The organism is Xanthomonas sp. 3793 (assembly GCF_024806835.1).
Lineage (GTDB): Bacteria > Pseudomonadota > Gammaproteobacteria > Xanthomonadales > Xanthomonadaceae > Xanthomonas > Xanthomonas arboricola_F.
In genome coordinates this window covers 215,095-234,554 of sequence record NZ_JANTYU010000005.1, presented here as the reverse complement: position 1 = coordinate 234,554, position 19,460 = coordinate 215,095, and the positions used below count along the sequence as shown (strand labels likewise).

The window sequence follows — 19,460 nt, the reverse complement described above, 5'->3', positions numbered from 1 at the left end:
CGCGGCGGCTCCCCCGACGGAGCCTGCCATGCACGACGACACTTCCCTGCAGACCCTGCTGGCGCCGATCAGCGACGACGCCCCGGCCGGCCCGGACCTGGAATACGACCCGGACTTTCTGCGTCTTGAGCGCGACGCGGCCGTCCGCCCCGAGCGCACCCTGGGCGAGAGCGTCATCGCCGCCGAAGAACCCGACTGGGACAAGGTGCAGGCGCTCGCACTGGAACTGAGCCGGCGCAGCCGCGACCTGCGCATCGCCGGCAAGCTGGGCGCGGCCTGGCTGCGCCTGCGCGGCCTGCCCGGCTGGGCCGATACCCTGGCGCTGATCCGCGGCCTGCTGGAACAGCACTGGGACAGCGTGCACCCGCAGCTGGATGCCGATGACGACAACGACCCGACCTCGCGCATCAACGCCCTGGTCGGGCTGGGCGACCCGATGGGCCTGCTCGGCGCGCTGCGCACCACGCCGTTCGTGCAATCGCCGCGATTGGGCCGCTTCAGCCTGCGCGACCTGCGCGTGGCCAACGGCACCCTCAAGCTGCCCGAGGGCCAGACCGGCCCCAGCCTGGCCGAGATCGAAGCCTGCTGCCTGGACTGCACGCTGGAAACGCTGGCCGCCTCTGCCCAGGCCATCGGCGACGCGTCGGCACACGCGCGCGCCATCGATGCCTTGCTCACCGAACACGTCGGCACCGCCGCACCGGATCTACGCCCGCTGCTGACCGACCTGCGCGAGCTGGAACGTTTCGTGCTGCCGCATTGGCAGGCGCGCGATGGCAGCGCCACCCCCGCATCGGCAGACATCGACGCTGCGCCGGCAGGCGAGGGCGATGACGGCGCACGCAGCAGCGCCCGCCCGCCCGGTGCCATTGCCGGCCCGGACGATGTGCTGCGGCGTCTGGACGAGATCTGTGCCTATTACGCGCGCTGCGAACCGTCCAGCCCGGTCCCGATGCTGCTGCGGCGTGCGCAGCGCCTGGTGGGCTGCGACTTCCTGGCGCTGATGAAGGAACTGGCCCCGGCCGGTATCGACGACCTGCAACGCGTCACCGGTCCGCTGGAAAACGGCTGAGGGCGAAGACGACACCGGGCAAACCAGCGTCAGGCGGGTACGAATGAAACGCACTGAACTGAAGCGTACGCGTGATGCATGCCGGCTCAGAGCAGCGGCCGCTCTCGCTTACCGCAAGCGCGATCAGCGACCCCATCCAACCACCCAGTCAAACAGGCAGCGCACAAGCGTGCCCGCACCACCATCGACTGCCCTACGGCGGCGGCCCAATCAGCCCACCGCCAACCTCCGAACAAAAACGCAGTCACACCGCGCTTTTGCGAATCCCCAATCCCGAATCCCGAATCCCGAATCACCAACGATACAGCTGCCAATACACCTTGTTGACCTTGTCCTTCTCCGCGTCGGTATGCCCGTCGTGGTCGCGGTCGTACAGGAAGTAGGGCGCACCGCGTGCGGGCGTGACGCGTACCATTTCCAGCTGACCGTTGACGCGGTATTCGTCGACCTTGTCGCCGTTGCCCATGGTCTTGCTGGTGACATCTGCACCGGCAGGGATACCGTCGCCGGCAGTACCGCCGGAGGTGGTGGCACAGCCGCCGAGCAGCAGCAATGGCAGCAGCAAAAGACATGCTCTCTTCATCGTTGTCATCCGTTCTAGGTCGTCGGTGAGTATGCGCTGGGCGGTGTGGCGCGGGTGTGCAGCGTAGAATTGAAGCATGAGCAGATTAGTCCTGATCGACGGGTCCAGTTACCTGTACCGCGCGTTCCACGCGCTTCCGCCGCTGACCAATGCCCAGGGCGAGCCCACCGGCGCCTTGTTCGGCGTGGTCAACATGCTGCGTGCCACCTTGAAGGAACGCCCGGCCTATGTCGCGTTCGTGGTGGATGCGCCCGGCAAGACCTTCCGCGATGACCTGTATGCCGACTACAAGGCCAACCGCCCGTCGATGCCCGACGACCTGCGCGCGCAGGTGCAGCCGATGTGCGACATCGTGCATGCGCTGGGGATCGACATCCTGCGCATCGATGGCGTGGAAGCGGACGATGTGATCGGCACGCTGGCATTGCAAGGCGCCAGTGATGGGTTGAGCGTCACCATCTCCACCGGCGACAAGGACTTCGCCCAGCTGGTGCGCCCGGGTATCGAACTGGTCAACACCATGAGCGGCAGCCGCATGGATTCGGACGAGGCGGTGATCGCCAAGTTCGGCGTGCGCCCCGACCAGATCGTCGACCTGCTGGCGCTGATGGGCGATGCCATCGACAACGTGCCCGGCGTGGAAAAGTGCGGCCCCAAGACCGCCGCCAAATGGCTGGCCGAATACGACTCGCTCGACGGCGTGATCGCCAACGCCGACAAGATCAAGGGCAAGATCGGCGACAACCTGCGCGCCGCATTGCCGCGGCTGCCGCTCAACCGCGAACTGGTCACCATCAAGACCGACGTGGCGCTGGCCAGCGGCCCGCGCGCGCTGGACCTGCGCGAGCCCAACGCCGAAACGCTGGCCGTGCTGTACGCCCGCTACGGCTTCAGCCAGGCCTTGCGCGAGCTGGGCGGTGCAGCGGCCGCCGGCGCGCAGACCGAAGCCATGGCCGTGGCCCGCACCGAGCCCGGCCGCGCGCGCGGCACCGGCTTCGTGTCCGGCCCGGTCAGCGCCCCGGTGGAAGTGGACCCGGCGCTGTCGGCACCGGGCCAGTACGAGACCATCCTGACCCAGCAACAGCTCGACAGCTGGATCGCGCGCCTGCGCGCCGCCGGCCAGTTCGCCTTCGATACCGAAACCGACAGCCTGGACCCGCTGCAGGCCGACCTGATCGGCTTGAGCGTGGCCGCCGAGCCCGGCCAGGCGGCGTATCTGCCGTTCGGCCACAACTTCCCCGGCGCCCCGGCCCAGCTCGACCGTGCCCAGGCGCTGGCGCAGCTGGCGCCGTTGCTCATCGACCCTGCGGTGCGCAAGCTCGGCCAGCACGGCAAGTACGACCTGCACGTGATGCGCCGCCATGGCGTGGAGCTGGCCGGTTATGCCGATGACACCCTGCTGGAAAGCTTCGTGCTCAACTCCGGCAGCGCCCGCCACGACATGGACAGCCTGGCCAAGCGCTACCTGGGCTACGACACGGTCAAGTACGAGGACGTCTGCGGCAAGGGCGCCAAGCAGATCCCGTTCGCCCAGATCAGCCTGGACGACGCCACCCGCTACGCCGCCGAAGACGCCGACATCACCCTGCGCCTGCATCACGTGCTCGGCCCCAAGCTGGCCGCAGAGCCCGGCCTGGAGCGGGTCTACCGCGACATCGAGATGCCGCTGGTGGAAGTGCTGGCCCGCATCGAAGCCAATGGCGTATGCGTGGACGCGGCCGAACTGCGCCGCCAGAGCGCGGACCTGTCCAAGCGCATGCTCGCCGCCCAGCAAAAAGCCACCGAGCTGGCCGGGCGCACGTTCAACCTGGATTCGCCCAAGCAGCTGCAGGCGCTGCTGTTCGACGAGCTCAAGCTGCCCGCGGTGGTCAAGACGCCCAAGGGCCAGCCCTCGACCAACGAAGAGGCGCTGGAAGCCATCGCCGACCAGCACGAGCTGCCGCGGGTGATCCTGGAGTACCGGGGCCTGACCAAGCTGCGCAGCACCTACACCGACAAGCTGCCGGAGATGATCCACCCGCAGTCCGGGCGCGTGCACACCAGCTACCACCAGGCCGGCGCCGCCACCGGGCGGCTGTCCTCGTCCGATCCCAACCTGCAGAACATTCCGATCCGCACCGACGACGGCCGCCGCATCCGCCGCGCCTTCGTCGCCCCGGCCGGGCGCAAGCTGATCGCCTGCGACTACTCGCAGATCGAGCTGCGCATCATGGCCCACCTGTCCGGCGACCCCGGCCTGGTCGGCGCGTTCGAATCCGGTGCCGACGTGCACCGCGCCACCGCAGCGGAAGTCTTCGGCCGCACCATCGACACCGTCAGCAATGACGAGCGCCGCGCCGCCAAGGCGATCAACTTCGGCCTGATGTACGGCATGAGCGCGTTCGGCCTGGCCCGCCAGCTCGGCATCGGCCGTGGCGAGGCGCAGGACTACATCGCGCTGTACTTCAGCCGTTACCCGGGCGTGCGCGACTTCATGGAAACCACCCGCCAGCAGGCGCGCGACAAGGGCTACGTGGAGACGGTGTTCGGCCGCCGGCTGTATCTGGACTTCATCAACGCCGGCAGCCAGGGCCAGCGCGCCGGCGCCGAGCGTGCCGCCATCAACGCGCCGATGCAGGGCACTGCGGCGGACATCATCAAGCGCGCGATGGTCAGCGTGGACGGCTGGATCGCCGACCACGCGCAGCGCGCGCTGATGATCCTGCAGGTGCACGACGAACTGGTGTTCGAAGCCGACACCGATTTCGTCGACACGCTGCTGAGCGAAGTCACCGCGCGCATGGCCTCGGCGGCGCAACTACGCGTGCCGCTGGTAGTGGATTCGGGCGTGGGCGATAACTGGGACGAGGCGCACTGACGCAGGAATTTACGCTGATATGCTGAATGCGCAGACCAGACATAATTGCTTAAAACATAATGCGACTGCCGCAGATTTGGAGGAATGAATAACCGTTAAATTCTACATTTTTTTAACAGTTATCTTCACGATCCATCAATGTGGAAAATGGTGTTATATCCCTCGACGGGCGCAACGCCTGTCGGCAGATCTCTCCCATCCCCTGGAGCAGATCTCGGAGCGGAAACTCCTCCCCAAGTTTCCGTTCCCTGGCCCCGCCGACCTCCCCCTGGTCTGCGGGGCTTTTTTATTTCCGGAACTCAGACGAACACTATCGGAATTACGCTGCAGCACAGCATCGGCAGATTGCGGTGATTTTGTGGAAAATCACAAATCTAAATGGCGACGATTAATTCGTTCAATCAACACAGCGTTTCATTTCCCCAATTCAGTTTTAGTCGTCGGGAAATCTGAACGCGTGAATATGGGCGAATGAGCCCACCGATCAAGGCGCTGAGCCCAGTCCCCGCACTGGAGAAAACGTTCAGCGCCTTCGGGCGTAAAGGGTGGCGGTCAGCCTAGCCAGTCGCGCGGCACCAGGTAGTCCAGCAACCGCGCCTCGGCGCTGCCGGGCTCGGCGGTGTAGCCATATTCCCAACGCACGCGCGGCGGCAGGCTCATCAGGATGCTCTCGGCGCGCCCGCCGCTCTGCAGCCCGAACAGGGTGCCACGGTCGTAGACCAGGTTGAACTCCACGTAGCGCCCGCGGCGGTACAGCTGGAACTCGCGCTCGCGTTCGCCAAAGGGTTCGTCCTTGCGGCGCTGTACGAGCGGCATGTAGGCATCCAGGAAGCCGTTGCCCACCGCCTGCTGGTACGCAAAGTCGCGCTCGAAGTCCTGGCCCAGGTCATCGAAGAACAGCCCGCCGACGCCGCGGGTTTCGTTGCGGTGGCGCAGGAAGAAGTAGTCGTCGCACCAGCGCTTGTGCGCGGCATAGCGCTCCTCGCCGAAGGGCGCGCACAGCGCCTGTGCGGTGCGGTGCCAGTGCTGCACGTCTTCGTCCACCGGGTAGAACGGGGTCAGATCGAAGCCGCCGCCAAACCACGCGGCAACCACCTCGCCATCGCGTTCGGCACGGAAGTAACGCACGTTCATATGCGTGGTCGGCACGTGCGGATTGTTCGGATGAAACACCAGCGAGACCCCGCAGGCGCGCCAGGTGGCGCCCGCCAGCTCGGGCCGGTGGGCGCTGGCCGAGGGCGGCAGGCGCGTACCGGACACATCCGAAAAGCCGATGCCGGCCTGCTCGAACACCGCGCCATCGCGCAGGATGCGGGTGCGCCCACCGCCGCCTTCCTCGCGCTGCCAGAGATCCTCGGAGAACCGCGCTCGCCCATCGGCGGCTTCCACAGCCGCGCAGATGCGGTCCTGCAGGTCGGTCAGATAATCGCGTACACGCTCGAATTCGTTCATGGCCCAATTCTAAGCCGTGCATCGCAGCCGGTGCGCCTGCCCGACCGTGCCCGTTTGTCGCAGGGCGATGCGATGCGCGCCGGTCGGTTGCCGCGTTGTGCTGCGTCGATGCCCCGGGTGTGTTGGAGCGCCGTTGCAGGCCAGCGACTCCATCGCTAGATCGCAAGGCCCTGCCGGCCCTCCATCGCGGGTACGCCACAAGAACATTGGCAAACGGATCTTGCGAGATCGGCGCGACATGGCGACGACCGTTCTTCCAATCCGGCCAAGCAACGTAACGGTGCGGTGTCCTTCTCGCTTGCGGACCTTGTGGCGGCATGGATGCCGCCACCGTGCGTCCAAGGATGGATGTACAGCGTGAGCCGCAAGCCGCAAGCCGCAAGCGCATCGCGCTCGTGACGCAAGCGTGCTTCGGCCCCCCAACACGCCAAGCCTCTTGATCACCGGACGCAAGGAATGTTCGGCAAATGCGATGTGACTCGTGGTGGCATCCATGCCACAGAAGATCTTGCGCCGCCGGGCAGAAAGAGTCTGCCGGCCAGCTCGGCTGCAGACGCTGGATGCCGCACGCCGCTTGCTTGCAGCGGCGTTGCGATCAGCTCTGCGTTCGCTGTGATGGGACGCGCTCGCCTGGTCTGTCGCTCACCGCGTGCGCGGTGGTTCGAATTCGCTACGGACGGCAGGCGTACACAGTCGCCAGGCCAGTGCGGCATGCACGCAGCCGATGGCCAGTGCGCCCAGGCCGGTGAGTACAAGCGCCATCTGTTGCGTGGCCTGCAGGCGTGCCTGCAGTTGCGGCCACTCCGGGCTGTGCAGCACATCTGCCGGCAGCATCGCCTGCACGCCGTCGAACAGCGGCCCGATCAGCGCCAGTCCGGCAAAATTGAGCAGCCCGGTCGCGATCAGCACCAGCACAAACCCGATACGTGCCCACGTGCGTCGTTGCAGCAGCGCCCAGCTCAGCCATGCGAACGCCACCGACAGCACCACGCCGATCACCGACAAGGCCATGCCGTGGTCGATCACCCGCTGCCATGACGGCGGCAAGCTCATGCCCGCTGGCAAGGCGAACGTAGTGGCATCGGGCATCGCCAGCAGCACCACGATCTGAAACAGGTTGGCCAGTGCGCTGACCACGCCCAGCAACAACGAGACCCATGCCAGCGGCGAGACGAAGCCGCCGCGAGACGGGTGCGATGTGCGCAGCGCCGCGTTCATTGCAGCGACGCGATATGCGCGGCGACTGCCGCCTGCCCCGGTGGGTCCAGCGCGGGCTGCAGCTGCGCATACCAGTCTGGCAGGGCCTCGGCCGGCAGACACTCGCGCAGCAATGGGGTGCTGCGCTCCAGGAATGCGTCCAGGAACGGCAGGCCGCGGACGTACAAGAAATGGCTGTCGGTGATCGACATGCCGGCATAGGCTTCGCGCAGCCACTCCAGATGCGGCAGCGCATGCGCGCCGTGACCGGCGCGGGTCAGTGCGGTCAGGAAGCTGGTACGCGCCGTGGCTGGCGAGGTAGAGCGTTCCTGGGCGTTGAGATCGTCGAAGGTCAGCAGCCACTGCTCGCCGCGCTCGATGTCGTTGCACATCACCGAGGTGGTGGCCAGCTGCAGCGCGTTGTGTGCGGTGGGCTCCAGCGCGTACAGCGCCAGCCAATACGGATAGGCCTCGTGGTAGCGGTCCAGCGCGCTCAACGCCAGCGCGCACAGTCGCTGCGCATCCGCACCGGCCTGCAGCTGCGCTTGCGCCGCGTTGTAGGCGCCGACGTGGTCGCCGCGCTGAAACGCCGTCAGTGCCGGCTGCAGTGCGGGGTCGATCTCGGCAGCTGCCTGGTCGGCATCGTCGGCAGGCGCCGCCGCGACGGTGGGTTCTGCACGCGGCGGCTTCGTCACCTCGGTCTTGCGTCCAAACAAACGGTCCCACAGGCCCATCGCGTCTACCTTGTGTGCGCCAGCAATGAGTGGAAGGTCGCCGCGACGCCGGCGGCGCACCGGTCCTGCGGCAGACCGGTGCAGAGGCCAAACGCGCCAACCTTCTGCCGATCCTGGGCCAAGCTTAGAGCCCCTTGCGTAGGGAGAGGTGAGCGCAACGCAACCAGCTCGGCTGCGCGACGCATTGCCGTGTGTCCAATCTGCGTCGGTGGCTGGACCGTGCGGCGATCGCTTGCGGGCGAGGCGGCGGAATGCTCCATCCCGATGACCGTCAAACGCGCGCCTGTCGCCTCATCGGCAAAAGGGCGCGTGGGGCGCTGCGCCGACACTGCGATCATGCGTGAGTGCCGGTGTCGGCAACGCCGGCTTGCAACGGGCGCAGTGCGTCGATCAGCGCTGCGGCTTCACCTGCGCATTGAACAGCTTGAGGATGCGCTTGTACTCGTCCAGCCACGCATCGGCCCGGGTAAAGCCGTGGCGCTCCAGCGGATACGGCGCCACCTGCCAGTTGTCCTTGTGCAACTCGATCAGCTTCTGCGTCATGTCCACCGAGTCCTTGAAGAACACGTTGTCGTCGATCATGCCGTGCGCGATCAGCAGATGGTCCTGCAGCCCGTCGGCGTAGTTGATCGGCGAGGAGGTCTTGTAGGCCTGCGGGTCGAGCTCGGGCGTGTTGAGGATGTTGGAGGTGTACTCGTGGTTGTACTGCATCCAGTCGCCCACCGGCCGCAGCGCCGCGCCGGCCTTGAAGGTGCCGGGGCTGCGGAACAGCGCCATGTAGGTCATGAAGCCGCCGTACGATCCGCCGTAGATGCCGGCGCGTGCACGGTCGCCCTGCTTGGTAGCGACGAGCCAGTCCAGGCCGTCCAGATAATCCTCCAGCTCCGGATGCCCCATGTTGCGGTAGATCGCGGTGCGCCAGTCGCGGCCATAGCCTTCGGACGCGCGGTAGTCCAGATCCAGCACGATGTAGCCCTGCTGTACCAGCAGGTTATGGAACATCTGCTCGCGGAAATACGGCGTGTAGCGCTGCGACACGTTCTGCAGGTAGCCGGCCCCATGCACGAACATCACGATCGGATACTGCTTGCCCGGCTCGGGAGTCTGTGGGCCGTAATACTTGCCCCAGACCGTGCCGGCGCCGTGTTTGGACGGCACCTGCACGTACTGCGGTGCGATCCACGTCTGCGCCTTGAAGGCCGGTGTGCGCGTGTCGGTGAGCACCGTGGCCTGGCCGCCCGCCGCCGGTACGACCGCCAGCTGCGGCGGCAGATAGGCGCCGGAGTAACGCACCAGCAACTGCTGCCCGTTCGGCGACAGGCTGAAGCCTTCCACGCCGTTCAAGGCGGTCACTTCGGTGAGCTGGTCGGTGCGCAGGTCCAGCTTGCAGACCTCGTAATCGCCAGGCCACTGCTGGTTGCAGAGGAAATACATGCCGCTGCCGTCGGCGCTGGGCACCGGCATCGACACTTCCCACTTGCCGCGGGTGCGTTGGCGCGGCTTGCCGTTGCCTTCCACCGTGTACAGCTGCGAATAGCCGGATTCTTCCGAGAGCAGCCACAGCGTGCGGTTGTCGGGCAACCAGCCGAAATCATTGAAGTCCCAGTTGATCCAGGCGCCATCGCTCAGCCGATGACGCGGCTGCAGCTTGGCATTTTCCAGATCCACGCTGGCGATCCAGCGGTCCTTGTTGTCCACCGCACGGATTTCCACCGCCACGTTGCGGCCATCGTCGCTCCAGTGCACCGCCGGGCCGCTGCCGTCGCCATCGCTTTCCACGCGCACGGCGCGGTTGCCCTTGAGTGCATCGCGTTTGGCGGCCTTGCGCAATGCGGCCAACGGGTCGGTGGCGATGCCGGGCAGCGCGTCGAAGGCCAGCTGGCGCGCGCTGCCTGCGGTCACATCGATCAGCCACAGCGTATGCGCGACCGGCATGTTGCGGCCGACGCGGGTACGGGTTTCCTGGAACTCCTCGTAACCGGATTCGGTCACGTACTTGGGCATCTTGCCGGCCTGGCCTTCGTCGGCAGCCTTGGCCTGGGTCACCACCAGCAGGTGGCGGCCGTCCGGCGACAACGCGCTGTCGACGATCTCCACCTCATCGCCCAGATACACCGGTGCTGTCGCGCGCGTGACGTCGGCGCGGCGCCAGGCGTCTTCCTGCGTGCGCAGCGCATCGCGCTGTTCGCGATCGCGGCGTAGCGTGGCCAATGTGGCCAGTTGCTGCTCGCGCAACACATCGGCCTTGGGCGCGGCGTTGGGATCGCGCTCGGCCTTGACCACGGCCACCTGCGCGGTGCCGCCATCGGCCCGCCAGTGGTACCAGTTGTTGCCTGCGCGCCAGATCGCACCGCCATCGCTGGCGAATTGCGGACGCGACTCGACCTCGTTGCTGCGGGTCAGCTGGGTCAGCGCGCCCGAGCGCAGATCGCGCAGGAAAATGTCGCCATTGCGTGCGAACAGCATGCGCCGGCGCGTGGCGTCGTAGCTGGGATTGGCCGCATCCAGGCCGGCGCGTGCCGTGTCGGCCACGCGCTCTGCCGCCGCGCCGTCAATGCCCTGGCGATAGGTGTCGCGCACCGGGCTGCCATCGCGCTTGAGCAGGTACTGCACCTGCTTGCCATCCCATTGCCACCACGCCTGATCGACCGACGGCCCGATCCAGTCCGGATCGGCCATCACCTGTTCGATGGTGAGCGGTGTGGCGGATTGCGCATGCGCGGTGACAGCCAGCAACAACAAGGACAGCGGCAACAATCTGGGCATCGGTAACAACTGGACGCAACGAGGAGCGGACAAGCCTAGCAGCTCGCTTCCGTCGTGGGCTCGGGCCACAGGTCATGCGCGCGGCGGGGCCAGTGCGTCGTCGAACAGGCAAGGCTTGGGCGACTGGCGGGCGCGACCATAAGCGGTTGTGCGCACGTTGCTCTGCGGGGTACGCATGCGCTTTACGATCGATGCAATCCAGCTGCGATGCGCTATTGCAATGCGGTGGAATGTGCTTCGCGCACGGGCCTCGCCGAGGTTCCCGACCGCCGTTCCCCTGGCGCGGCAGGAAACCTCCCGACTTGCAAGCGGGGCAGGTGGCGGCCAAGCTAGCGCGCTTTTGCGATTGTCGATGCACATGTCCAGCCTGCCTGCCTCCGTTGTGTCCCATCCCATGGCTGTCGGCGCGCCTGGCCGGCCGTTGGCGTGGCGCGCGGGGCGGTCGGTCGATCTGGCGACCTTCATCGCGCATGTGCATGGCCTGGCGCAGCAGCTGCCGGAGGGCCGCCATGCGGTCAATCTGTGCGAAGACCGCTATCGGTTCATGGTGGCGTTCTATGCCTGCGCGCTGCGCGGGCAGGTGTCGCTGCTGCCGTCCTCGCGTGCGCCGGCGGTGGTGGGCGAGGTGCAGGCCCGTCACGCCGATGCGTATTGCCTGGGCGATCTGGCGCTGGAGCTGGCGCCGCCGCGCTACTGGCAACTGCCGGACGAGCTGCCGCAAGCGGACGGCCCGATTCCGCAGCTGGCCGACGATGCGCTGGTGGCGATCGGTTTCACCTCCGGCAGTACCGGCAGCCCGCAACCCAATCCCAAGACCTGGGGCAGTTTTCTGACCAGCACGCGGCAGGATCTGGTTGCGCTGCAAAGCCTGTGGGCGCACACCGACGCGGTGCCGCACGTGGTGGCCACGGTGCCGCCGCAGCACATGTACGGCATGGAATTGTCGGTGCTGCTGCCGATGGTGACCGAGCTGGCGGTGCATGCGGGCCGCCCGTTCTTCCCGGACGATGTGGCGCGCGCGCTGGCCGATCTTCCTGCCCCGCGCGTGCTGGTGACCACGCCGGTGCATCTGCGTGCGCTGGTCGAATCCGGGGTGGTGTTGCCGCCGTTGGCCGGTATCGTCTCGGCCACTGCGCCGTTGGCGCAGGAGATTGCCGCCGCAGCCGAAGCGCGTTTTGGCGGCGAAGTCCGCGAGATGTTCGGCTCCACCGAAACCTGCGTGTTCGCCGTGCGCCGCACCGCGCTGGACGCCGCATGGACCCCGCTGCCCGGCGTGCGTCTGCAGACCCAGGCCACAGGCACCCTGGTGCATGCGCCGCATCTGGCCACGCCGGTGTTGTTGGCCGACATGATGGACGTGGCCGACGATGGCAGCTTCCAGGTACGCGGGCGCCAGGCCGATTCGCTGGAAATCGCCGGCAAACGCGCATCGCTGGCCGACCTCACCCGTCGCCTGCTCGCCATCCCCGGCGTGATCGACGGCATCATCGTGCAGCTGGCACCGGATGCCGGTCAGTCGGTGGGCCGCATTGCCGCACTGGTGGTCGCCCCGACCCTGGACGAGGCGCAGATCCTGGCCGCATTGCGCGTCGGCGTAGACCCGGTGTTTCTGCCGCGCCGCCTGCGCAAGCTCGCCGTCCTGCCACGCAACGAGACCGGCAAACTGCCACGCGACGTGGTGCTGGAGTTGCTCAAGGGCTGAGCGAGTTTGGGTAACGCCGGCTTCCTGTCGATGACAGCGGCTGCGTGAGTGGATTGCTCAATGGCCCGGCGCCGGATGCGCACACAGGTAGGCAGAGAAGCGCGTCAGCAGGTGCGTTTCATGCATCGCTTGCAGGGTCGCATTCGCTTGGCAGGCCAATCCATTCTGATCCGCACAACGCGCATCGGCTGTGTTGGCCGCATTCAAGCGCTTGCGATCGAGCTGCGTCAGCTGCGCCTGAAACTCCTCCTGCGCAAAGTCCAGATCACCTGGCGTGATCGATCTGATCCGTCGGGCTGGGCAGCGCCGATCGGCCTGATCTGCCAGCGCTTCGAACGCCGCTTTGCCTTCGTATTCCTGCGTTGTGGCAGGGGCTGCAGCCGCCAGGAGGATTGCAAGAACAAGCATGCTGTCTCCGTGGGAATGTCGTCTGCTCGACTGAGCGCACGATCTCACCGAAGTCGACGCGCTGCCAGCGCCTGCGCACTGCACGCTCAGTAACCAGATGGGTACCGCCCTGGCCGCGATGACGGCGGTACCGGCGTGCTGCATCCTGCACGCGGTCTTCAGCGCGTAGCCGGTGGCCACGGTCTGCGGCACACCGGCATGCACGGCATCACTTAGCCATGCACCCCATCGATCTCCACCGCCAGCTCGTCGCGGCAGATCACCGCGTGCAGCAGCAGACGCGGCACTGCATCGCCGAAGCGGGCGTCCAGCGCCTGCGCGACCTTGGGCAGGTCGTCCTGCTCGCGGACATAAACCTTCAGGCGGGTGCCGGCGCCGAACTGCGCTGGCAGCGCCGGTGTGTGCGTGCGTGCGGCACCGAGCAGGGCATCGAAGTTGGCGAAGGTCTCTTCCAGCTGCGCCAGCAACTGGCCGGTGTGCATCGAGGCATGCCCGACCACGGCGGCCGTGCCTGATAGCAGCAGTGGCATGTCGCTGCCGGCCGGCGGCAACATGGCGCGCGCAAAACTCGGCGGCTGCGGGCCGTATTGGCGCGGGTAGTTGTAGGCGCTGACCTGGCGGGGGTTTTCCAGCGGAGTGCCGGCGTCGCTGGCGGCCAGCCAGTAGATCTGGATGATGCGCTCGGCATCGCAGCGGCCCACCGCAGTGGCGGCCGGCAATTGCGCGACGTCGAAGGCGCCCAGGCCGCGCGCACGGCCCACGCAGAACTGCCGGTAGCGCTCACGGTCGCCGCTGCCCAGGGTGATGGCGTCCAGATAGTTCCAGATACGCAACAGGCGCGGCGTCTGGCTGCGGGTGACGAAGGCGGTGATTTCCGCATAGGCCTTGGCGGCGGCGGCCTCGATATCGACATCCTGCTCGTCGATTTCGATCACGCCGAACTGCAGGCGGCCGTCGCTGGACCAGGCGATGTTGCCGTCGCGGCCGCTGCGCACCGGCGCATCGGTCCGCCACACTTCCAGCACCTTGGCCTGATACGGCTGCAGCGGCACGCGCAGGTAGCGCGGGTCGTCCAGGCGCGGCGCCGCAGTGCCGAAGCCGAATACGGCCAGCACCTGCGGGTCGGCCAGCAATGCGGACGGTTCGGTCTGGTCGACATAGTCGACCTGCAGGCGGGGATGGCGCACGCTGTGCGTGGTCTGGGCCTGGGAAGCGGTCATTGCGTATCTCGTTGTTGCGTATCGCGTTGCAGGGTGTCGCCGTCGAAGCCGAGCGTGGCCTGACGTCGGCGTTGGCGCCAGGACTGCCAGGCGCGCGGCATCATCGACAAGGTGGTCAGTGCATAGATGGCGCGGAATGCGCGCAGGCGCAGGCGCACCCTGGGGCTGTCGAACACATCGCCGGCCAGCATCGCCACCACGGCCTCTTCGATCTGCCAGGTGTTCTGCGGCTGCGCGAACAAGGCACGCATGGTCGGCGAGGTGAAGCGGTAGATGAACCACTTGAACTCGTCCACGCCGCGCTTGAGTTCGCGCTGCAAGGCGCGCTGCAGTTTCGCCTCGTGCTGCGGCATGCGCAGGGCCTGGTCCACCATTGCCGCGCCGCGCTCGGCGCTGTGCATGGCCAGGAACACGCCCGATGAAAACATCGGGTCGACGAAGGTGTAGGCATCGCCCAGCATCAACCAGCGCGGGCCGGACATGCGCGTGCATTCGTAGGCGTAATTGCCGGTGGCATGCACCGGTGCCACGCGTTCGGCGCCGAGCATGCGTGCGCTGAGCTCGGTGTTGAGCGCAAGCGTGCGCATGAAGAAGCCCTCGCTTTCGCCTTTGCGGGTCTTCATGTATTCCGGGTAGCAGACCGCGCCCACGCTCATGATGTCGTCCGGCAACGGAATCAGCCACATCCAGCCATGCGCGTGGCGGTAGATGCTGATGTTGCCGGCATCCTCGCCCGGTCGCCGCGTCACGCCGCGGAAGTGGCTGAACAGCGCGGCCGATTGATGTTTGGCATTGGCGCGCTTGAGCTTGAAGCGGTTGCCCAGAAAGGTGTCGCGGCCGCTGGCATCGAGCAGATAGCGCGGGCGGAACTGCTGCACCCCCGCCACGCCACGCGCCTGCAGCACCGGCTGCTGCCCGTCGAACTCCACGGTTTCGACCTTGACCTGATCGCGCGCATCCACGCCCACCGCCCGCGCGCGCTCGAACAGCACCTGGTCGAACTGCGCACGCGGCACCTGGAAGGCGAAATCGGCCTTGGCATCCAGCGCATGCGAGAAGCGGAAGGTGTTGTAGCCGCCGCTGTCGTTGGGGAAGTCCGCGCCGCGCTTGAGTACGCCGATGCCGCGCACCTCTTCCAGCACGCCCAGGCGTTGGAGAATCGGCATGTTCATCGGCAGCAGCGACTCGCCGATATGGAAGCGCGGATGCTGTGCCTTCTCCAGCAAGGTCACCTGCCAGCCCTGCTGGGCCAGGACGATGGCCGCCGCGCAGCCGGCCGGCCCGCCACCGATGATCAGCACATCCGGGCACTCGGGTCCGGGAGCCGGCCCGGCTGCCGGCTTGGCGGTCGGGGTAGGGCCAACAGCGGTGGAAGTCATCCTGGAACGAACCTGCAGCGGGCGAGCGTCATGCAGTCATGATAGCCTGACCGGCGGCCCGGACAGGTATGCCGTCCGCCGAATTGCTGTTGCAGAACGATCGCCATTCTCGACAATGCGGCCGCAAGGCCGGCGTGGCGGGTGTTCGGAATCGGCCGGCACGGCAACGTACACTGTCCGTGCCCCGCAGCATCGCCCAAGCCGACCCGACGGTTGTCTGCGCCGCTGTGGTGGTTGTCCTGAAATCCCTCGCTCTGACTCTGTCGCCCGACCCTCACCTGGAAGCTCTCTGGATGTCCTCGCAAACCGCTGCCGAACGTGAACTGGCCGAACTCCTGGTCGAAAGTCTGAACCTGGAAGACGTCCAGCCCGCCGACATCGACCCGGAGGCGCCCCTGTTCAATACCGGGTTGGGACTGGATTCGATCGACGCGCTGGAACTGGCGCTGGCGATCAGCAAGCGCTATGGCTTCCAGCTGCGCTCGGACAACGACGAGAACCGTCGCATCTTCGCGTCGCTGCGCGCATTGTCGGCGCATGTCGAAGCCAACAAGACCGTCTGAGGTTCCGACCGCCGCGCCAGGCGATGCGCCCCCGTGGGTGCTGGGGCTGGCCGTCTTGCTGGCGGTGGCGTATTCGCCGCTGGCGCATTGGGCCAACGCCAGCCATCGCCCGGAGCTTGCCGTCATCGCCGGTGCCTTGCTGGTGCTGACGGTGCTGATCGAACCGATGGCCGCGCGCCGGGCCTGGGCCTGGGCGCTTGCTGCGCTGACCCTGCTGGGCCTGGGCGCGTTGTGGCACTCGCCGTACGCGATGCTGGTACTGGCCGCGCCGCCGGTGGTATTTACCGGCTGGGTCGCCTGGTTCTTCGGCCGCAGCCTGCGCCGTGGGCGCACGCCGCTGATCACGCGCATTGTCGAGGGGCTGTATCGCCAGGCCGGCATGCCGATCACGACCGAGCAATACCGCTACACGCGCCGCCTCACCCTGGCCTGGGCGCTGCTGTTGTGCGCGCTGACCCTGCTCAACCTGGTGCTTGGCCTGTGCGCCGAGCCCAGCGGGGTGCTGGCGCAACTGGGCTACGCCTCGCCGCTGCCGATCAGCGATGAACGCGCCTCGCTGTTCGCCAATTTGCTGGTGTACGGCGTGGTTGGCGGGTTCTTTGTTGGGGAATACCTATTGCGCGGGCGCTGGTTTCCGCAGCGTCCCTATCGTAATCTGCCAGACTTCTTGCGCCAGATGGCGCGGCTCGGGCCGGACTTCTGGCGCGATCTGCTGCGCTGAGTGCGTGGCCAGGGCAGCGACGTACGTGCACAGTTTCGGGGACAAGACAAAAATGCCGTTGGCAAGGATGCCGTCGCGCCTGGCGTGGGGTGTGTTCAATCTGCTGCAATTGGCGTTCACGCTGACGTTCACCGCCGGCGGGATCGTCTATGCGTTGGCGTTGCTGGCGATCACCCGCGATGCCGATCGCCTGTTGCGCATGGGCAGCTGGATGTGGGCGCCGGTGCTGTTTCGCGGCGCGGGCGCCAGGGTGATCGTGGAAGGGCGTGAGCGTGTCGACTGGTCCAGGAACTATCTGTTCGTCAGCAACCACCAGTCCATCATCGATATCTGCGCCCTGTTCCACGCCCTGCCGGTGCCGCTGCGCTTCCTGCTCAAGGAAGAAATGCTCAAGGTGCCGTTCGTGAACTGGTATGCGCGCGCCACCGGCATGCTGTTCCTGGACCGCGACAGCCGTCGCGCCGGTGCACTGGTGCGCCGCCAGGCGGCCGCGCTGTTGCGTGAAGGCAAACAGTTGTGTCTGTTTCCCGAAGGCACCCGTAGCCGCAGCGGCGCATTATTGCCATTCAAGGCCGGGCTACTGCAGGCCGCTATCGATGCTGGCGTCCAGGTTGTCCCGGTGGCGCTGGACGGCTGCGGCAAGGTGCTGCCCGTGGATGGCGTGTTCAGGGTGCGTCCCGGCATCATCCGCGTACGCATCGGCGAGCCGATCGCGGTCACCGGGCCGGATGCGCCGGATCGCCAACAATTGACCGAGCAGGCACACAAGGCCGTGGCTGCAATGCTTCAACCCAGGATCTGAGTTCCGCGCTTATGGATTTCGTCGTGCCGCATGATCATCCCTGCCTGCCCGGGCACTTTCCGGGTCGCCCCGTGGTGCCTGGCGTGGTCGTGCTCGACCATGTGCTGCAGGCTGTGGAAGCGCTGCATGGCCCGCGCGCTGCGGCACGGCTGCCGCAGGTGAAGTTCGTGCAGCCGTTGCTGCCCGGCCAGACCGCGTCGGTCGTGCTGGAAGGCGAGGGCCCGCGCTGGCGCTTTCGCGTGCAGCGTGCCGGCCAGATGCTGGTCAGCGGCGAACTGGTGGCGGAGGCGGCGCAATGAGCAGTCAGTGGAAGCAACGCCCGGAAGGCGGCGGACGTTTCGCGCTGTGGCTGATCCGTGGCATCGCCCAGCACGCCGGACGCGCGGTGGGGCGCGCGCTGTTGTACCCGATCACGCTGTATTTCCTGTTGGTGCGTGCGCCCGAACGTAGCGCCTCGCGTGCCTATCTGACCCGCGTGCTGGATCGCCCGGCCACGCTGCGCGATGTGGCGCGGCATATCCATACGTTTGCGTCGACCATCCTGGACCGCGTGTACATGCTGTGCGGGCAGATGCAGCGCTTCCGCGTCGACATCACCGGGCTGGATCAGCTGCACACGCAGATGGACCGCCGCCGCGGCGTGCTGATCTTCGGCTCGCACCTGGGCAGCTTCGATGCGCTGCGCGTGCTGGCCACCGAGCGGCCGGACGTGCAGGTCAAGGTGGTGCTGGACAAGGCCCACAATCGCGCAATGACCGACCTGCTGGGCGCACTGAACCCGCAGCTGGCCGCCAACATCATCGATGCCGGCATGGATGCGACCTCGATCGTCATGGCGATCAAGGACGCCACCGATGCCGGCGCGCTGGTGGCGCTGCTGATCGATCGCCCGCGCGAAGGCGACCCGGCGTTGCCGGCGATGTTCCTTGGCCGCAACGCGATGTTCCCGACCTCGCCATGGCTGATCGCCGCCGCGCTCAAGGTGCCGGTGGTGCTGGCGTTCGGCCTGTATCGCGGCGGCAACCATTACGAGCTGGCGTTCGAGACCTTCAGCGAAGGCCTGGACGTGCCGCGCAGGCAACGTGCGCCGGTGCTTGCCGTGCTCATGCGCGATTACGCCGCCAGGCTGGAACATTACACACGCTACGCGCCGTACAACTGGTTCAACTTCTACGATTTCTGGAACACTCACCATGCCGATGCGCCGCACCCTGCCGTGGATGCTGATACTGCTGTTCAGCGCCGCACCGCTATGCGCCGCACCGCCTGAGACGCTGGACGTCGGCCAGGTGCTGCAGCGCCTGGCCCGCCCGGCCCCGGTCAGTACCGAGTTCGTCGAACTGCGCGGTTCTGCGCTACTGAAGACGCCGTTGCGCGTGCAGGGCCATTACCGACGCCCGGATGCGCAGACGCTGGTGCGCGAGGTCAGTGCGCCGTATCGCGAAACCACCACCTTGCGGGGCGACGAAGGCGTGCTCGAACGCGAGGGCAAACCGCCGCGCAAGTTCGCGTTGAGCCGCGTGCCCGAACTGGCCGGTTTGAAGTCCGGCTTCGGTGCGCTGTTGTCGGGAGATCGCGCGTTGCTGGAGCAGCAGTATCGCCTCGGTGGGCAAGGCACGGCGCAGGTCTGGCAGCTGACCCTGCAGCCCAAGGACGCCGCAGTGGCCAAGCAGGTGCGCGAACTGCGTCTCTACGGCAGCAACGATGAGCTGCGCTGCATCGAAAGCGTGCCAGCCAAGGGCGACGTGCAACGCACGCTGCTGGCCAGCGCGGCACGTGCGGCGGCCGGCGTCAGCGATACCGCAGCGCTGACCGCGCTCTGTCACGGTTCGGGCGCGTGACCACGCGCGGGCAGGTCTCGCTAGCCGTCGTCAAAATCGCCAGATCGTGTGCTTGCTGCCAAGGTGTCGCAGCACTGCTGGCCGGTACTGTTCGCAGCGCCGACGTCGCCCATTGCAGCGAGGCGGTTGCATGCCGTTTGAATTGAACGCAAACCGCCGCATT

The 19,460-nt window shown here is 66.9% G+C and carries 17 protein-coding genes; 9 read left to right on the top strand and 8 right to left on the bottom strand.

The genetic code is table 11. The features are described 5' to 3' along the window. Positions 1 to 28: 28 nt before the first annotated feature. Positions 29 to 1,072 (top strand): type VI secretion system protein TssA, encoded by a 1,044-nt coding sequence (tssA, locus tag FHY18_RS17685; protein ID WP_259157391.1) that lies wholly within the window; start codon positions 29 to 31, stop codon positions 1,070 to 1,072. A gap of 292 nt (positions 1,073 to 1,364) precedes the next feature. On the opposite strand, the gene FHY18_RS17680 is transcribed toward tssA, so the two are convergent. Next, positions 1,365 to 1,655, bottom strand: coding sequence for a DUF2782 domain-containing protein (locus tag FHY18_RS17680; protein WP_046962397.1), 291 nt, complete (start codon positions 1,653 to 1,655; stop codon positions 1,365 to 1,367). Positions 1,656 to 1,731: 76 nt separating this feature from the next. On the opposite strand from FHY18_RS17680, the gene polA reads away from it, so the two are divergent. Beyond that, positions 1,732 to 4,512, top strand: coding sequence for a DNA polymerase I (polA, locus tag FHY18_RS17675; RefSeq protein ID WP_259157388.1), 2,781 nt, complete (start codon positions 1,732 to 1,734; stop codon positions 4,510 to 4,512). A gap of 552 nt (positions 4,513 to 5,064) precedes the next feature. Here polA and hemF read toward each other — a convergent pair. The 4 genes from hemF to FHY18_RS17655 all read right to left on the bottom strand — a co-directional run bounded on the left by hemF (position 5,065) and on the right by FHY18_RS17655 (position 10,652). Then, on the bottom strand, positions 5,065 to 5,964 hold the full coding sequence (gene hemF, locus FHY18_RS17670; RefSeq protein WP_259157385.1) for an oxygen-dependent coproporphyrinogen oxidase: 900 nt from the start codon (positions 5,962 to 5,964) through the stop codon (positions 5,065 to 5,067). Between the two features lie 642 nt (positions 5,965 to 6,606). Beyond that, complete coding sequence (locus FHY18_RS17665; RefSeq protein WP_259157384.1) at positions 6,607 to 7,182, bottom strand: hypothetical protein; 576 nt, start codon at positions 7,180 to 7,182, stop codon at positions 6,607 to 6,609. After that, positions 7,179 to 7,895: a hypothetical protein gene (locus FHY18_RS17660; protein WP_259157382.1), complete on the bottom strand. Its 717-nt coding sequence runs from the start codon at positions 7,893 to 7,895 to the stop codon at positions 7,179 to 7,181. Before FHY18_RS17660 ends, FHY18_RS17665 begins: the two co-directional genes overlap by 4 nt. A gap of 390 nt (positions 7,896 to 8,285) precedes the next feature. Next, positions 8,286 to 10,652, bottom strand: coding sequence for a prolyl oligopeptidase family serine peptidase (locus FHY18_RS17655; protein WP_259158423.1), 2,367 nt, complete (start codon positions 10,650 to 10,652; stop codon positions 8,286 to 8,288). 367 nt (positions 10,653 to 11,019) lie between these two features. Between FHY18_RS17655 and FHY18_RS17650 the strand changes: the two genes are divergently transcribed. Beyond that, positions 11,020 to 12,363, top strand: a complete 1,344-nt coding sequence (locus FHY18_RS17650) for an AMP-binding protein (RefSeq protein WP_259157381.1) — start codon at positions 11,020 to 11,022, stop codon at positions 12,361 to 12,363. 57 nt (positions 12,364 to 12,420) lie between these two features. Here FHY18_RS17650 and FHY18_RS17645 read toward each other — a convergent pair whose 3' ends face one another. The 3 genes from FHY18_RS17645 to FHY18_RS17635 form a co-directional block, all read right to left on the bottom strand. After that, positions 12,421 to 12,771, bottom strand: coding sequence for a hypothetical protein (locus FHY18_RS17645; RefSeq protein ID WP_259157379.1), 351 nt, complete (start codon positions 12,769 to 12,771; stop codon positions 12,421 to 12,423). 212 nt (positions 12,772 to 12,983) lie between these two features. Beyond that, positions 12,984 to 13,991 carry a pteridine-dependent deoxygenase gene (locus FHY18_RS17640; protein ID WP_259157378.1) on the bottom strand — a complete coding sequence of 336 codons (1,008 nt, stop codon included), beginning with the start codon at positions 13,989 to 13,991 and terminating at the stop codon, positions 12,984 to 12,986. Further along, entirely contained in the window at positions 13,988 to 15,370 is a 1,383-nt protein-coding gene (locus FHY18_RS17635) for an FAD-dependent oxidoreductase (RefSeq protein WP_259157374.1), read from the bottom strand. Before FHY18_RS17635 ends, FHY18_RS17640 begins: the two co-directional genes overlap by 4 nt. 293 nt (positions 15,371 to 15,663) lie before the next feature. Here FHY18_RS17635 and xanC point away from each other — a divergent pair, with 293 nt between their 5' ends. The 6 genes from xanC to FHY18_RS17605 all read left to right on the top strand — a co-directional run bounded on the left by xanC (position 15,664) and on the right by FHY18_RS17605 (position 19,297). Then, complete coding sequence (gene xanC / locus FHY18_RS17630; protein ID WP_011260626.1) at positions 15,664 to 15,933, top strand: xanthomonadin biosynthesis acyl carrier protein XanC; 270 nt, start codon at positions 15,664 to 15,666, stop codon at positions 15,931 to 15,933. Between the two features lie 37 nt (positions 15,934 to 15,970). Continuing rightward, positions 15,971 to 16,654 (top strand): ketosynthase, encoded by a 684-nt coding sequence (locus FHY18_RS17625; protein ID WP_259158327.1) that lies wholly within the window; start codon positions 15,971 to 15,973, stop codon positions 16,652 to 16,654. 52 nt (positions 16,655 to 16,706) lie between these two features. After that, positions 16,707 to 17,456, top strand: a complete 750-nt coding sequence (locus FHY18_RS17620; protein ID WP_046962408.1) for a lysophospholipid acyltransferase family protein — start codon at positions 16,707 to 16,709, stop codon at positions 17,454 to 17,456. Between the two features lie 71 nt (positions 17,457 to 17,527). Further along, complete coding sequence (locus tag FHY18_RS17615; RefSeq protein ID WP_245879430.1) at positions 17,528 to 17,755, top strand: hypothetical protein; 228 nt, start codon at positions 17,528 to 17,530, stop codon at positions 17,753 to 17,755. Further along, positions 17,752 to 18,726, top strand: coding sequence for an acyltransferase (locus FHY18_RS17610; protein WP_259157368.1), 975 nt, complete (start codon positions 17,752 to 17,754; stop codon positions 18,724 to 18,726). The genes FHY18_RS17615 and FHY18_RS17610 overlap by 4 nt, the downstream gene beginning before the upstream one ends. Further along, on the top strand, positions 18,650 to 19,297 hold the full coding sequence (locus FHY18_RS17605; RefSeq protein ID WP_326521221.1) for a LolA-related protein: 648 nt from the start codon (positions 18,650 to 18,652) through the stop codon (positions 19,295 to 19,297). Before FHY18_RS17610 ends, FHY18_RS17605 begins: the two co-directional genes overlap by 77 nt. Positions 19,298 to 19,460 lie beyond the last annotated feature (163 nt).